This window comes from Psychrobacter sp. 2Y5 (assembly GCF_051847375.1).
GTDB lineage: Bacteria > Pseudomonadota > Gammaproteobacteria > Pseudomonadales > Moraxellaceae > Psychrobacter.
Window position 1 is genome coordinate 1 of sequence record NZ_JBPYDA010000007.1, and the last position, 15,928, is coordinate 15,928.

Genomic DNA, 15,928 nt, shown 5'->3' on the forward strand with positions numbered 1-15,928 from the left:
ACTTGCATCTTAAAGTCTAGGTCGTAACGCATAAAAATACCCCATAAGTTGTGTCCAACTTATGGGGGTCAGTTCAATTCGTCATGGCTTTTTTATCGACTATTGCTATCGTACTATTTATTTCGCTTTGATCTTAAGCTGTTGCGTCATGAAATACCGAATTGGCTTGATATTCTGGATGCTTGTCGATATAAGATTTTACATAAGGACAGGTGGGTTTGACTCGTAAGCCTTTTGCCGCTGCATCTTCTAAGATATATTTGACTAAATAGCCTGCGATACCTTGACCGCCAAGCGCATCAGGTACTTCAGTATGCTTATACTCAATACCCTTCTCGCCTTGAGAAGTGGTAAAGAACTCATAGTCCTCTAAAGCAATTTGATCATCGATATGAATCTCAAAACGTTTTTTATCTTTATTATCAATAACTTCGTAATTCATCTCACCTTGATTTGACATTATTATCCTCTTTTTATGGTTTGGATTTAACACGCCAATTTATGTTAGCAGCTTATGTCAACAACAGCTCAGATATTATAGTACGTTAATTGTATGCTTTTTATAGCTTAACCTCTCTTATCTTGATAACAGCAATAAGCGTTTGTTTTAGAGTTGAAACAGCAGTCATCACTAATCATAGCTCTCCTGCGAACTGATAGCGCTCGCCGGCATGCCACATCTTTACCACCGTTAGCACCTTGCCTGCAGAATAAGTCTGGCGCTGTAGCATTAAAGTTGGCGAATCAGGGGCTATTTGCAAAGCTTTGGCAATATCTTTAGGCGCTGCTAGCGCTTGAATAGTGTAGCTTCCTCGCTCTAACGGAATCTGCTCAATTAGATAGTCGCTAGTGTTCACTACCCTAAAATCTTGCTCTATAAAGTCAGGCAACTGCTGGGCCGCGACCCAGCGCTCTTCGAACTGTATCGGTAGATCATTAGCCAGATGGATAATCTTCACTTCATATACCAGCGCTTGCGACAGATCCTCTTTTGCTAACTGAGCGCTATTATTCTGCTTAGGCTTTGCCGCGGTATAGTCAAACTTATCGCGCAATTCTTCTGGTAGCGCTTCTGCTAAGGTCTCTTGGGTAATACTACGTTTGCTCACCACTTGGGCTTGATAGTCGTGATTGGCTGATTTTAGATCCTCAGCGATATTACGCACCTCTACAAAAGTATGGTTAAATTGCTGCTGTGCCACAAAGGTGCCAGACCCTTGTCTGCGCTCAAGTACCCGCTCTTCGCTGAGCTCTTTTAGCGCTCGATTGACTGTCATCCGCGACACACCAAACTCTTCTGCTAGCGCCATTTCAGTAGATATCGCCTCTCCTGCCTGCCATTTACCGCTATGAATATTGTGCAAAATCGCTGTTTTGATACGCTGATACGCCGGACTTTTTTTTGTTTTTTCAGTTTTCATTTTAGTTATACCCATTACTTAACACCGTTATTACTGGTCATCCACCTTCATTGCGAAAACATCCTCATCAGATTATGAGCTTTACTATAACCATCATCGTACGATTTTGACAGAATAAATAATTATAAAAAGTGCTTGCAAGCCAATTTAATTCTTGATAATTTGTATATACAACTTATTCATACTAATATTTATAGCGTAATTATTTTATGGTTACCGAAACTCCTCTTTAGACAATCATAAGGAACGATGATGACTACTCAATCTGCGCCGCAAATCCCTACCTTTACTCGTCGTGACGACAGCCGTGAAATCGCCGCACCTACAGGAAGTGAGCTTCATTGTAAAAGCTGGCTCACTGAAGCGCCTTTTCGTATGCTACAAAACAACTTGCATCCTGATGTCGCCGAAAACCCAAAAAGTCTAGTCGTTTATGGCGGTATTGGCCGCGCTGCTCGCAACTGGGAAAGTTACGATCAAATCCTAGAATCTTTAAAAGAGTTAGAAGACGATGAGACATTATTAGTGCAATCAGGCAAACCGGTGGGCGTGTTTCAAACCCATGAAGACGCGCCACGCGTACTCATTGCCAATTCCAACCTTGTACCGCGCTGGGCCACGTGGGAGCATTTCAACGAGCTGGATCGTAAAGACCTATTTATGTATGGGCAGATGACCGCGGGGAGCTGGATATATATCGGTACTCAAGGCATTGTGCAAGGTACTTATGAGACTTTTGTGGAAGCAGGTCGACAGCATTATGATGGTGATTGGAGCGGGCGTTGGATATTGACTGCGGGACTTGGCGGTATGGGCGGCGCGCAGCCTTTGGCCGCGACTTTTGCTGGCGCATGCTCACTGAACATCGAGTGCCAACAGTCGAGTATTGATTTTCGTTTGCGTACCGGTTACGTCGACAAGCAAGCTGACGATCTCAACCATGCTTATAAGCTCATTAAAGAGCATACTGCCGCAGGCGAAGCTATTTCTATCGCCCTGCTCGGCAATGCCGCCGACCTCCTGCCAGAGATGGTTAAGCGCGCCAAAGACGGCGAGATAAAACCTGATCTAGTCACTGACCAAACTTCTGCGCATGATCTAATCAATGGTTACCTGCCTAGTGGCTGGACGGTTGCAGAATGGAAAGCGGCGCAAGAAGATCCAAGTCAATACGAAACACTGACCAAAGCGGCGGCACAGTCTTGCGCGGTGCATGTGCAAGCGATTCTTGACTTACAAGCGATGGGAGTCCCAGCGACAGATTATGGCAATAATATTCGTCAGGTCGCTTTTGATGAAGGCATTAAAGACGCTTTTAACTTCCCAGGCTTCGTGCCCGCTTATATCCGTCCGCTGTTCTGCCAAGGTAAAGGCCCGTTTCGCTGGGTGGCGTTATCCGGTGACCCTGAGGACATTTTTAAGACCGATCAAAAGATCAAAGAGCTATTCCCTGAAAACCAGCACATCCATCGTTGGCTCGATATGGCAAAAGAGCGCATTCACTTCCAGGGTCTGCCTGCGCGTATTTGCTGGTTGGGACTTGGTGAGCGCGACAAAGCAGGCCTCGCGTTCAACGAGATGGTTAAAAATGGTGAGCTAAAAGGGCCTATTGTCATCGGCCGTGATCATTTAGATACCGGTTCGGTTGCTAGCCCCAACAGGGAAACTGAGAGCATGAAAGATGGCACGGATGCAGTCTCTGATTGGGCGCTCCTAAACGCTATGCTCAATGTTGCAGGCGGCGCCACTTGGGTATCCCTGCACCATGGCGGCGGCGTCGGTATGGGCTACTCTCAGCACTCAGGCATGGTGATCGTCGCTGACGGTACGGATGCAGCAGCCAAACGTTTATCCCGCGTGCTGGTTAATGATTGCGGGTCAGGGGTGATGCGTCATGCTGACGCCGGCTACGAGCTAGCTATTAAAACGGCGCAAGACTATGGTCTGAATTTGCCGATGATTAAATAGGTATTAGTCGACTACCCCACAAAGCAATCGTATTATTTAAAATTCAAAAAACCTACTTATTAGGATAGCTTTTATGACCACTATAAAGAAAATGACCCTAACGCCCCGTCAGCTTAGCTTTGCTATGTTACGTGATATTTATGATTATCCCGTAACGCTAACCCTACCTGATAGTGCTTATGACGCTATCGACGCCTCACACGAAGACGTTCGTACTATCATCGCTCGTGATAAGAGCGCTTATGGGATTAACACCGGCTTTGGATTACTCGCTAAGACCCGCATCAGCGATGAGCAATTAGAGCTACTACAACGTAATCTGATTATCTCGCATTCAGTAGGTACAGGTGAGGCCTTACCTGCTGACGTGGTCAGACTGATCATGGTAATGAAAGTTGCCAGTCTCGCGCAAGGCGTCTCAGGCGTGCGCCGCCTCGTTGTCGATAGCTTACTTGGTTTAATTAACAACCAAATCACTCCGCATATTCCAGCTAAGGGCTCAGTTGGCGCTTCAGGTGATCTAGCACCGCTCTCGCATATGACGCTGGCGATTATGGGTGAAGGGCAAGTGTTTGTGAAAGGCGAGCTAGTACCAGCCGCCGACGCCCTAGCACAGCATGGTCTTGAGCCGATCACCCTTGCAGCAAAAGAAGGTCTGGCACTGATCAATGGTACGCAAGTCTCAACCGCTCTAGCGCTGCGGGGTTATTTCCACGCGCGTGATTTATTAGAGACCGCTACTATCGTCGGCTCGATGTCGATCGATGCGGCCAAAGGTTCAGATGCACCGTTCGATGCACGTATTCATGAAGTGCGTGGTCATCATGGCCAGATTCAGATCGCGCAAGCGCATAGAAGTTTGATTGAAGGTAGCGCGATTCGTGCCTCTCATGACGGTGAGCAAGACGATCGCGTACAAGATCCCTACTGCTTGCGCTGTCAGCCACAAGTGATGGGCGCCTGCTTAGATATTATCAATCAAGCGGGACAAACACTACTCATCGAAGCCAATGCGGTGACCGATAACCCGCTGATCTTCAATAACGAAGATGGACCAGTAGCTATCTCAGGCGGTAACTTCCATGCCGAGCCGGTGGCCTTTGCTGCTGATATTTTGGCATTAGCGATTGCTGAGATAGGCTCGATGTCTGAGCGCCGAGTCGCCCTACTAATTGATGCCACTTTGTCAGCAGGCTTGCCGCCATTCTTGGTTGAGAACGCTGGGGTGAACTCAGGCTTTATGATTGCCCATGTGACCGCCGCGGCGCTGGCTTCAGAAAACAAATCTATCGCCCATCCGGGTAGCGTGGATAGTATCCCAACTTCTGCTAATCAAGAAGACCATGTGTCGATGGCGACATATTGTGCGCGCCGACTGTATGAGATGGTACAAAATACGGCGACTATTATTGGCATTGAGCTGTTAGCAGCAGGACAAGGTATTGACTTCCGTCAGGACCTTGATACCTCGAAGCCTTTACAAACAGCGCATCAGCGTCTGCGCGAGCAAGTGAGCTTTTATGATAAAGACCGCTATCTTGCGCCTGATATTGAAGCGGCTAAGCAGATTGTATTGACGCGTACCTTAACCGAGCATTGGTCAGAGCTGCGCGATCAGTGGTATTTGTCTGAGTAAGTCAGTTAAACTTTTATCAGTTAAAAGGGTATCATCAATGACTAATACTGCTATTCATCACGTAGCTGCGGATATGAGCCTATGGACAGGTCGTAGCGAACCGTTTGAAACGGAGCGCGCCCGCTATTGGTATCAGCTTGCTCAGCCTTATACTTTTGATAAAACAAGCCAACACATCGCTTTAGTAGGTTTCGCTTGCGATCAAGGCGTGCGCCGTAATCAAGGCCGCATTGGCGCGAGGGCAGCACCGCCGCTATTAAAAAGTACTTTTGCCAGTCTTCCTGTTATCAGTGCATTGCAAGATAACTTTGATGGCGAGTTGCCAACCTTATTGGGTGATGCTGGCAACGTCGAATGCGATGATAATGATGAGTTTGCTGAGCAGATTTTAGAGGAAGCGCAGCAGCGCTATGCCGATGTGGTCACTAGTATTATCAAACAAGGCAGTCTAGCTATCGGGCTTGGCGGTGGTCACGCTATCGCCTATGGTAGCTTTTTGGGCCTATGGCAAGCGCTGCAAATAAAGCATAATAATCAAGATCAGATAAAGGCTCAGGCGATGCCTACTATCGGTATCATTAATTTTGATGCGCACCTTGATATTCGTGCCTCTAATGTTGCCACATCCGGTACGCCTTTTCGGCAAATCGCTGAGCACCTACAAGCTTTTAACCAACCTTTTCATTACTGCTGCATTGGTGTCAGCCGATTATCAAACACGGCTGCCCTATTTGATCGTGCCGATGATTTAGGCGTGCAAATCATTAGCGATGAAGATTGCGCTAATAAAAAATGGAAAAAAATTGCGGCGCAAATAGAAACCTTTATTAATAACGTCGATATTATCTATTTAACCATTGATATGGATTGCCTGCCAGCAAGCGTGGTGCCCGGGGTCAGCGCTCCGGCCGCTTATGGTATCGATTTGGCCTTTGTTGAGCGCGCGGTCAAACTTATTATGGCATCCAGCAAAGTTAAAATGGCCGATATCGCTGAAATTAACCCGACTTATGATGTCGATAACCGCAGTTGTAAAGTCGCTGCACGTCTATTAGCGACTATCGTTGAGAGGCATCTGTTACCGTCAAATTAAAATAAGTTAGGTGCGGGGTGATTTCTAAGCACCAGCCAAAAGTTATGATAATAATGGATGGAATGCACCCTACCACTTTTTATTGAAAACTATAAACGCACTAGCTTTAAACTAAAATAAGCAGGAGCACATGATGACTAATTCTACCAAGCAAACAAACAATGATGACACTATGAAATCGTTTGATAGCCTTATTATCAATGCCAATCTCGCTACTTTTTCGGCGGAGCATGGCTTTGATATAAGCACAGATGGTGACGGCAACAATACCCCTTACGGTCAGCTAGTAAACGCCGCTATCGGTATTAACAATGGAAAAATTGCTTGGATTGGGACGCAAGATGCGATATCAAGCTGTCTTTCTAGCTATCAAAACGAGCAAGTTTATGACGCTAATAACGCTTGGATAACGCCAGGTCTGATCGATTGCCATACCCATCTCGTGTATGCAGGCAACCGCAGCAATGAGTTTGAAGCGCGTTTACATGGTGCAAGCTACCAAGACATCGCTGAGCAAGGCGGCGGTATTGTCTCGACAGTGAAATCGACCCGTGAGGCTAGTGTTGATGAGCTATTTACACAAAGTGAGAAGCGTCTGCTATCATTAATGCGCGAGGGTGTAACCAGTATTGAGATCAAATCCGGCTATGGTCTTGATCTTGAGACTGAGCGTAAGATGCTCACCACCGCGCGTCAGCTTGGCGAGAAATATAACCTTCATGTCAGCACCAGTTATCTTGCCGCGCATGCCTTGCCACCAGAGTATAAAGATCGTCCGGATGAGTATATCGAGCAAGTTTGCGAGTGGTTGCCCATCTTGCATAGCGAGGGCTTAGTCGATGCCGTCGATGGCTTTTGTGAGGGAATTGCTTTTAGTAGTGAGCAAATGAAGCGCGTTTTTGAGGTAGCACGCTCGCTTGATCTACCCGTCAAACTGCATTCAGAACAGCTCTCCAACATAGGCGCTAGTGCGTTAGTTGCTGACTATCAAGGGCTATCGAGCGATCATCTAGAGCACTTATCAGAAGCTGATATTGAGAAGATGGCAGCCAGCGATACTGTAGCGGTGTTATTACCAGGCGCATTTTATACCCTGCGTGATACCAAGCTGCCACCGATTGACGCGCTGCGTAAACATCAAGTCCCTATGGCCATCTCAACCGATTGTAACCCTGGCACCTCACCCCTAACCTCTTTACTGCTAGCCATGAATATGGGCTGTACGCTATTTTATTTAACGCCAGAAGAAGTGCTTGCAGGAGCTACGGTTTATGCGGCCAAAGCACTAGGATTAGACAATAAAGGCAAAATCGCTGTTGGCTGTGATGCAGACTTAGTATTATGGGATATTGCCCGTCCTGCTGATCTTGCCTATCAGATCGGGCTCAACCCTATTATAGGTGCTATGTACCAAGGCCAATGGCGCTAGTTGGCAGAAATATAACAAGCCTTGGTGCTATCGTTAAATAGCGCCAAGGCTTTTTTATGCTTAGCAGCTTGGTAGTTAAAACGACTACTCCACACTATCTTCTTCAGCAGCTTCTAGGTTCGCCTGTTGATACTGCGCTTGCTCAATCATTGAGAAATACAGCGCTTTATTAATAGGTAGTGTATTGTAGACCATCTTACCAACAGCAGTGCCATTACCCGCGCGATAGTATTCCATCAGCTCGCGCCCGTACTTTCTAATATCGACGCTATTACTAGCATTAGGGATTTGTCTGTCAGCCGGTAAATTTGGAAAAGCACTAACCGAGGAGACGGGCATATATTGCTGTAACACATCTACAGTCAGCCCTTCACTGGCTTTTTCAGGGTCTGCATATTGGTTGCGTTGATGCTGCCACTGTATTTGCCCGCGCCCGTTTAGGCCATATAACAGCTGAATGGTCGGCTGCTGATTTGCATCATTACTATCCATCGATTCGTTCTCCGAACGCGCCGAACCTTCGAACACTTCACTGACAATACTATCTGCTTGCTGATCGGTGACATTTTTCATTAAGGATAAAGCTTGCTGAACGAGTACTTTACTGGTGAGCTTAGTCGCATCAGGCCGAGGATCGCCTAGCTCATAAGCCTTGTCTTCTTGAACGAGTTCAGGGTATTGATTGGTAATCAGCTCATAAAAGATACTGACGTAATCCTTATAAAACTGCTCATAACTCTCAGCGCTTTGTACGCGGCGGATGATTTGCGGCGTTTGCTGCATGGTATTTAGCTGCGGCTTAGGCAGTTTGGGGGATAGAGTCGCCAAAGTCGTAGGCGCAACATAATCAAACTGACTTACGGGCGCCGCTTCATAAGTGCGATCTAAAGCTTCAAAGTGCGCTTTGATGACTGACTTACCGAAGCCTTTGGGCAAGCTACCATCATCAATCGCTAAGCGTAGCCATTTGTTGTGCCACTGAGTGCCAAGCTTGTCATCGGCAAACTCTGAGGTCAGCAGCGCAAAGTTGTCGACCCACAGATAGATATTACCGGTCTTAAAATCGACATAGATAGGCTGATTGATAGTTGTATGATTATTACGTCCTTGATACTGAGCGCTCATCAGCATAGTGAACCTACCGGCTAGAGGCTGATAGACGCCTTGGGCGTTGATAGATAATGGCTTGAGTAAATATGCATCAAGTAATTGCGCTTTTTTGATATCTAGCGGTGTTGATTTGTTGTCATAGTTGTCAAATAGCTGCTGATAATAAGGGCTTATGTTTTGTGAAGTACCGTTATACTTTGTCTCATTAAGACGGTTGCCTTTTATAGTACTGGTTTCAATAATAGTTGCACCCTCATTCCCTCTACCTTCGACAGTTAGCTCTGAAGCATAGAGCTCATCACTGGCTTCAGCTATAGCCTCATCACCATAGTTATTATAACTATCATAATTATCTTCATAACTACCATCATAACTATCATAGTCATCAGCTTTATTTGCGTCCCAAGCTCGATAGGCTTGCGCACACGCCAAATACTCATTTTTAAGCGCGGTGCGCTGAGGATTATACTGGAGTGCTGATAGCTCTAGGTTTTGCGCTTGTGCTTGGGCAACTAAGTCAGCGTAGGCTTGATCATGGGTCTCTTCACAATATCTCGCAGCAGTCTCTGATGCCACCAATTGGGTCTTATTTATATTTAAAAATTGCTGTTCATTGCTGATCTCAATGTTACTGTGATAACTAAACGAGCTACGACGCTGTTTTTTTAGGGCTGTTTCTAGGGTTGATTTTGCAGCATCTTGACTGGCCGCAAGACTGATCTCACCTTGTGGATTAGTGCCCACTGATTGACACCCCGTCAGCGCCACACTGCTAATCAATAAAGCGCTACCCAATAGCGAGCGTTTAGACATGATAGGTTTTAGAGCTAAAGATAACGCTAATGGCTTGAATTGAGTTTTCATTTTTTATCCTTAAAAAAGCTTAATACTGATTCCAAAATTGCTATGTTCTACATCAATCAGCGGCCTCAGTAGCGCTATCAGAACTACGGTCGTAAGCATTCTTATAGTCATAACCACCATCATAATCATAGTCATAACGTGCGTAGCGAGCTTGCTCAAGACGATCTTTTCGCTGACGCTGCTCGGCAAGCCAAGCATTACCATCGATTGCTGGAGGCGTGTTTGCGCCAAATGTTTGGTTCAATAGCGGGGTTAATTTACTACTCTCAAAGCTGCTGCGGTCATAACGTATTTGGTTCAATACAGTGGTGTTTGAGCCCATTAAATCGCCACCGATATTGATCCGTTGCTGCTTAGCTAACAGCTTGTCTGAGCTATCGAGGTAATAGTAATTCACTTGATTAAAGGAGATAGGCACAATAGCTTCTACCAGCTGCAATAAGGCACCAACATCAGCACTCTGATAGCCTTTATTGTAGACTTGTATTTTATCTATCGCCTTTTTTAACATAGCGTCATCTGGATACTGAGTGGGATTGGCATCGACGTATTGCTGCAGAGACTGGCTCATGTATTTGAGCATTTTGCCGACGATTTCGCCGGTTTGTTTGCTGCCAAAGTTGACTTTTATTGCGCGCGCGGCGTCCACTTGTTTAGCAAAATTATCTTCTCGGATATCAACGGCGCTGAAGTGTTCGGGCGCTAATTCTGCCATGCTTGCTTGCATAGCATTGATAGCAGCATCATAGATAACCGCAGTCGGTAGCTGCGAGGTGATAGCCTCTGGCAAACCAAAATCCACTGTATGCGCGGTCATTTGCGTCGGCGTATCTTCAGGATTAGCCAAGGCAACTATCGGCATAATAGCCGCTGGATCTATTGTGATTTTGCTCGTATTAAAGTCAAAAGCTAACGGCAACTGCACCGATGAGCTAATAGTTGGTGCGGTATAATCGTAGCTGTAGACTGTCTTGAATTGGCGCTGTTTTGGCAAATATTGACTAACGCTATTGAAGGTTAAGTATTTGTACTGATAAGCATTTGCAGCAGCGACCTGCTCGGGCGTTTTATGCAGCATGCTTAAGACCATACTAATAGCGCCAGGAGTGGAGGGTTGGGCCGGATCGACGCCAGGGTTGTTTGAATTATCTTTTTCGATTTGTTTGGCCTCTTGCATCGCCTCAAAATCTGTCAGCCAATCTTTTGGATTATTATCGGTTATGCGCTCACGGAAGCTAGTATTGCCGCTGTCTTCTTTATAGTCCTCTGTCCTGTCGCCGTAGTAATCATAGCCCTCCCTATCATAGCCGTTTTCATCATAACCGTCGATGTCGTAACCATCGCGGTCATATTCAATACCGTCCACTTCATATGCCACTTTAAAGTCTGCCGCTACTCTCGTGTCCTCTGTTGCAGCTTCAGATTCGTATACGACGACATCATCGTAATCGTTAAGTGAGGTTTGCGCTTCTTGTTCAACATAATCAGCATATTGCTTATCAGGATCTTCTGCGTCTTCGATCCATACAGTATCTGCTTCTTGTTGGCTGTCACTATAATCGTAGCTATCAGTTTCATCGTCATTATTCTCTTGCTCTTCCCGATAGGCGTAAACTTCAAGAATCGTTCTGAGTAGCCCTGTAGAGCCGGCGTCTATACTGTCAGCGTCGATAAAAGGAACAGCATTATAATTAGCTTGGGCCACAGCGACATGCTCGGTCGCTAAATGCTGACGAATAGCACTTAGTAGATGGCGCTTAGCTTGGCTATCACTATTAGGAAAGCGGGCTTGGTCAAACAGTTGCTGATAGCGCTCGTCCTGTGCTTGTATGCTTTGATTAAAAGCCTTACCTTGCGCCTGCATGGTAGCGGGATCGGTGACGCTAAAATCGATAAGTGCAGCGGAGCTATTAGCAGAACTATCTAACGTCTTATTAGACTGACAACCAGCCATAACTACAGCGCTGCTCGCTAATAGCAAAGTATAACTGACTCGAGATAGCCATTTATATTTTATGGTCGATGATTGCGGCACAGGCGTTGATAACGAAAATGACGGCTTGCGCGGGTCGATAAATGACATAAAAATTCCTTTTTCGAGGCTAAGTAATGTCGTACTAAACACACTCAACATCTATTAGAATGAATATAACGTTAAGTAAAAGATAGTTTATAACGCCGTTTATAATTGTTTTATTTAACCATACTGCATTTAATTAACATACAAAACATTACGATTGAGTAATATAGCAACAAGTTTAGAGGATATTACTCAAAAAGGTAAATACTTTTTTGAACTAAGTATAAAACTCTTATCTAATTTTATTTATCTCACAGCTCTATGGGTGTGATAGGATTTGTTAATACTTTTATATCTCTTCTTACCGGTACAATAATAACTTCGTTCTTCTTATCCGAGCCTTATTGACTATGTCCATATATCAGCTAAAGACTCAATTTCAAAATCAACTGCGGCCCATCAGTGATAAATTGGTCAGCTCTGGAGTAAGCGCCAATCAAGTGACCGTTAGCGCTATTGTACTTAGTGCGGGTAGCGCTTATGTGATTGCAAACATACCGCCGCAGGCAGGTAATAAAACTCTAGTAGGTAGCGACCATAGCGAGCAAAATGCGCGTGCCTGGCTCATATTGCCCTTGGCACTGTTAGTGCGTATGGCACTCAACGCTATCGATGGCATGATGGCAAGAGAGCATCAGCAGGCCTCAACCTTAGGAGCGGTGCTCAATGAAGGTGGTGATATTCTGTCAGACTATTTATTAATAGCGAGTTTGTCTTCACATTTACCTGCCTCTACTGGCAAGAAACTATATCTTGAGTCCACCACTTTACAGCATCCAAAAATCTTCCATCCCGCGAAACTCTCAAATCACGCTCATCTAAAGCTGATTAATGGCTTAAGTACACTAACGGAACTAATCGCTATCAGCGCCCATCTGACAACTGGTGAGCGCGCCAATCATGGACCTTTGGGTAAAAGTGACCGAGCCTTGGAGTTAGGCGCTATTGGGGTTTTTATGGCAATTGATAAGCCTCGCGTTAATTTTAGAGGTTATCGTCAGCTTAATATTGGCTATATAAGGCCCATTCTTTGGCTAAATCAGCTATTACTCATCAAGACCTCGTTTAATCGTCTCGCCTTTATCGCTCAGCATTACTTCACGTACTATCATCCGCCACCAATAGCCAAATCTGTCGAGGCCATTAATACTGTTCGCTCACAAGGACGCGTCAACATGCCAGCCAAACCTATTAAAAATAAAACTAAAAACAGCCCTGTTAAAGAATCAACCAATAGCGCAAATTTATCGGCTAACATTATCGCTGAGCAAAGCTGCTTTAATGCTTATGACGGTACAGCGCTCTATTATCGCTATTGGTTAACTCAGCCATTAGTACAATTGGCTAATCAATCGAAACAGCAACAGCAGTCTGAGCAAAAGCAAGTCATACTCTTGCACCGAGGTCACGAGCATTCGGGACGTTTAACAGAATTAGCAGAGCGCTTTGCGCAGTCAGGCTATCAAGTGTTTGCTTGGGATGCGCGCGGTAATGGACGCTCAGGCGGTATCAAAGATCATGCTGATAGCGTCACGGAGCTTGAGCGTGACCTAAACGACTTTATCGAGTTAGTTATCGCCCAAACTGGTATTGCACTCGAAGATACTATTATTGTCGCAAGCAGCATAGGCGCAGTATTAGCCGCAGCTTGGGTGCATGATTATGCGCCAAATATTCGCGGTATGATCCTGGGCACGCCGGCGCTCAGTATTCGTCTCTATATTCCGTTTGCTATTCCGGCACTCAAGGTCGCGCGTAAGTTTGGTCTGATGTCTAGAGTATCTAGCTATGTGAAAGCGCAAGTACTGACCCACGATAAAGACGCGCAAGCGGCTTATAACGCGGACCCGCTGATTTCCGGTTCGATCTCTAGCGATTTATTAATCGATACCCATGCGACAGGTCAGCGCCTGCTTGACGATGCTGGCGCTATTACTGCGCCAACTTTTATCTTATGCGCGGGCAAAGATTACGTAGTAGATAAGCAAGCAGAACGCAGCTTTTATGAGCAGTTAAGCTCGCCTAATAAGCGCTGGCAGCTATACCCTGATAGCTTTCATGCGATATTTCATGAGACTAATAAAGTCGATATCTTCGATGATTGTATCGATTTTGCCGACAGCTTATTCGCTAACAGCGCCGATGAAGTGGACTTATCTGCCGCTCATATCAATAGCGCTAGTAAAGATAAAGTCGATCGTCTCGCAATTAAGCCGTTTAACCCAAGCTTTGCGATTACTCGCTTTGCTATGCAAAAATTCGGTCATGTCAGCGATGCCATTGCCACTGGTCTTGAGCATGGTTTTGATTCTGGCAGCTCGCTTGATAAGGTGTATGCCAATGAGCCAAAAGGCAGCAATGCTTTTGGCAAAGCGGTCGATAAGTTCTATTTAAACAATATCGGTTGGCAAGGGATTCGTATTCGCCGTCAGCATTTGTTAGAGCTTGGACGATTCGCTCTTGACCAACGTATGCAAACCACTAGCACAAACAGCGAAACCAAAAACAATCATTCAACGTTAACTATCCTCGATATTGCTAGTGGTAATGGTTATTACGTATTTGATTTATTACAAGAGTATGAGCAACTGCAAGCTGAAATGCGGGATTATGACGCGCACAACGTAAAAGTTATCGCTGACAAGGCGGTCAAATTAGGCTTTGATGATCGGGTCAATACGCTACAAAAAGACGCTTTTAATGACGCCAGCTATAAAGGCTATCAAGTCAATGACGCAAAAAATAGCTCATCAAACCGCTTCGATGTAGCGATCGCTTCAGGCGTGTTTGAATTATTCTCCGACAATACCTTAATTAGTACTGCACTAGAAGGTATAAATAACAGTTTAGCGCCTAACGGTTATTTACTTTATACCAATCAGCCTTGGCATCCTGAGCAAGAATTTATTAGCAAAACCTTAAACAATCATCGCGGTAGTCACTGGGTGATGCGCTGCCGCTCGCAGGCAGAGATGGATCAGCTAGTCTTGCAGGCAGGCTTTAAAAAGCTCGATATGCGCATCGATCGCTTCGGTATTTTTACGGTTTCTTTAGCTGTCAAAGTCGATTAACCCTCGATGAATAACGATACCTCCTTTCAAGTGAAACCTTATAACCGCGTACAGCTATTCTCAGGCGGCGGTTATAAGTTTGGCTACTATCTAGGCAGTTACGCGGCTCTATGTAAGCATCACTTAAAGCCTAACTTGATACTAGCCACTTGCGGCGGTAGTTTGGCAAGTCTCCTCGTCGATATCGCCCCAGATCCACAAGATCTAAAGCTTTTGCTCGAGAGTAAGGCGCTCTATAAAGTAGTGCAAGCCAGCCAGCATCGGCAAAACTTTGCACTAATCTCAAAACAACAAAAACCCAGCTATTTTTATCAAGGGCTAAAACGTTTAGCACTATCAAAACAAGCCACTCGATTATTCAAACTACATCAGCGGGAAAATCACGATGAGCTGTTAGCCGAGCTCAATAATTATGCTATGTTTGAGATTGCTAATGAGGCGGATTGGCTCACAGAGCTAACTAAACTAAAACCAACCTTTAATCCTATTAATTATGCTAATAATCATCCTGATATCGCGATTATTGCCAGCCGTATTACTCCAGTAGAGAATTCGCTGAGAAAAACGCCTCAAGCAAAAGATCTGCAGCTTGCCGCCGAATTACAAGAAGTGCTGTTTGCTCCTGCTAGCCTATTCGCTCATATCGATAAGCAGACTTTATCTTGCCCTACCCATCGCTATGCTCCTAGGCGTATTATGCAAGATATTTATCTCGTCACGGATTGGGATATCACGCAAGCGGTTAGAGCGTCGATGGCAGATATGTATTATCTACAGCCGACGTTTATTGAAGATGTGGGTTGGAGCTTAGGCGGTGTCATCGATTTGACTCCTATTGAGCTAGCCAGCCAGTTTGGAAATACCGTATTCGCTGAAACCAAAAGCCGCTACGATAAAGTACTAGCGGCACCTGCTATTCAGCGTATTTTTGGCTTTGACCCCAATGAGCGACTCGATGAGGTTTTATCTTTTAAGAATACTGAGCAAAATAAGGTTCATTGGTTGCCATTCGCTGATAATGGTAAAGCTCTAGCCGGTCAATATGTGTGCAAAAGACTTAATATACGACAAGGGCGACTTGATCTCATCCATGCTGATTACGATAAGTTCGTACAGCAAATGCAGGCCCAATGGCGCTATGGTTATCAGCGTACGCTTGAGTATTTGCAATCGAATGCTTTGGTTTAGTTACTTTTTATCCAATCCTGACTAAAGCGTTTCCTCATTTTGAACTGATATCACTCTACCGTTAATTG

At 45.3% G+C, this 15,928-nt stretch carries 10 protein-coding genes; 6 read left to right on the forward strand and 4 right to left on the reverse strand.

What is annotated here, in order from left to right; translation table 11 throughout:
- Positions 1-133 precede the first annotated feature (133 nt).
- Positions 134-460, reverse strand: coding sequence for a GNAT family N-acetyltransferase (locus ACS8E3_RS08415; protein ID WP_439243182.1), 327 nt, complete (start codon positions 458-460; stop codon positions 134-136).
- A gap of 175 nt (positions 461-635) precedes the next feature.
- Entirely contained in the window at positions 636-1,421 is a 786-nt protein-coding gene (locus ACS8E3_RS08420) for a UTRA domain-containing protein (RefSeq protein ID WP_439243184.1), read from the reverse strand.
- 252 nt (positions 1,422-1,673) lie between these two features.
- Between ACS8E3_RS08420 and hutU the strand changes: the two genes are divergently transcribed.
- From hutU to hutI, 4 genes are all read left to right on the forward strand, one after another.
- The gene (gene hutU, locus ACS8E3_RS08425; protein WP_439243186.1) at positions 1,674-3,389 is read left to right on the forward strand and encodes a urocanate hydratase; all 1,716 of its coding nucleotides are present in this window, start codon (positions 1,674-1,676) and stop codon (positions 3,387-3,389) included.
- A 73-nt stretch (positions 3,390-3,462) separates the two neighbouring features.
- Positions 3,463-5,025 (forward strand): histidine ammonia-lyase, encoded by a 1,563-nt coding sequence (gene hutH, locus ACS8E3_RS08430; protein WP_439243188.1) that lies wholly within the window; start codon positions 3,463-3,465, stop codon positions 5,023-5,025.
- A gap of 37 nt (positions 5,026-5,062) precedes the next feature.
- Entirely contained in the window at positions 5,063-6,118 is a 1,056-nt protein-coding gene (gene hutG, locus ACS8E3_RS08435) for a formimidoylglutamase (protein ID WP_439243190.1), read from the forward strand.
- A 133-nt stretch (positions 6,119-6,251) separates the two neighbouring features.
- Complete coding sequence (gene hutI / locus ACS8E3_RS08440; protein WP_439243192.1) at positions 6,252-7,547, forward strand: imidazolonepropionase; 1,296 nt, start codon at positions 6,252-6,254, stop codon at positions 7,545-7,547.
- Between the two features lie 84 nt (positions 7,548-7,631).
- On the opposite strand, the gene ACS8E3_RS08445 is transcribed toward hutI, so the two are convergent.
- On the reverse strand, positions 7,632-9,521 hold the full coding sequence (locus tag ACS8E3_RS08445; RefSeq protein WP_439243194.1) for a hypothetical protein: 1,890 nt from the start codon (positions 9,519-9,521) through the stop codon (positions 7,632-7,634).
- 52 nt (positions 9,522-9,573) lie between these two features.
- Positions 9,574-11,604 (reverse strand): hypothetical protein, encoded by a 2,031-nt coding sequence (locus tag ACS8E3_RS08450; RefSeq protein ID WP_439243195.1) that lies wholly within the window; start codon positions 11,602-11,604, stop codon positions 9,574-9,576.
- Positions 11,605-11,951: 347 nt separating this feature from the next.
- Here ACS8E3_RS08450 and ACS8E3_RS08455 point away from each other — a divergent pair, with 347 nt between their 5' ends.
- Both ACS8E3_RS08455 and ACS8E3_RS08460 read left to right on the forward strand, forming a co-directional pair.
- On the forward strand, positions 11,952-14,672 hold the full coding sequence (locus ACS8E3_RS08455) for an alpha/beta fold hydrolase (RefSeq protein ID WP_439243197.1): 2,721 nt from the start codon (positions 11,952-11,954) through the stop codon (positions 14,670-14,672).
- Positions 14,673-14,678: 6 nt separating this feature from the next.
- Entirely contained in the window at positions 14,679-15,860 is a 1,182-nt protein-coding gene (locus ACS8E3_RS08460) for a patatin-like phospholipase family protein (protein WP_439243199.1), read from the forward strand.
- The last annotated feature ends 68 nt before the right edge of the window (positions 15,861-15,928 follow it).

What these genes read in the sequence shown, in the direction of transcription:
- ACS8E3_RS08415 (WP_439243182.1), bottom strand. Translation starts at nt 460, where the DNA reads ATGTCAAATCAAGGTGAGATGAATTACGAAGTTATTGATAATAAAGAT.
- ACS8E3_RS08420 (WP_439243184.1), bottom strand. Translation starts at nt 1,421, where the DNA reads ATGAAAACTGAAAAAACAAAAAAAAGTCCGGCGTATCAGCGTATCAAA.
- hutU (WP_439243186.1), top strand. Translation starts at nt 1,674, where the DNA reads ATGACTACTCAATCTGCGCCGCAAATCCCTACCTTTACTCGTCGTGAC.
- hutH (WP_439243188.1), top strand. Translation starts at nt 3,463, where the DNA reads ATGACCACTATAAAGAAAATGACCCTAACGCCCCGTCAGCTTAGCTTT.
- hutG (WP_439243190.1), top strand. Translation starts at nt 5,063, where the DNA reads ATGACTAATACTGCTATTCATCACGTAGCTGCGGATATGAGCCTATGG.
- hutI (WP_439243192.1), top strand. Translation starts at nt 6,252, where the DNA reads ATGACTAATTCTACCAAGCAAACAAACAATGATGACACTATGAAATCG.
- ACS8E3_RS08445 (WP_439243194.1), bottom strand. Translation starts at nt 9,521, where the DNA reads ATGAAAACTCAATTCAAGCCATTAGCGTTATCTTTAGCTCTAAAACCT.
- ACS8E3_RS08450 (WP_439243195.1), bottom strand. Translation starts at nt 11,604, where the DNA reads ATGTCATTTATCGACCCGCGCAAGCCGTCATTTTCGTTATCAACGCCT.
- ACS8E3_RS08455 (WP_439243197.1), top strand. Translation starts at nt 11,952, where the DNA reads ATGTCCATATATCAGCTAAAGACTCAATTTCAAAATCAACTGCGGCCC.
- ACS8E3_RS08460 (WP_439243199.1), top strand. Translation starts at nt 14,679, where the DNA reads ATGAATAACGATACCTCCTTTCAAGTGAAACCTTATAACCGCGTACAG.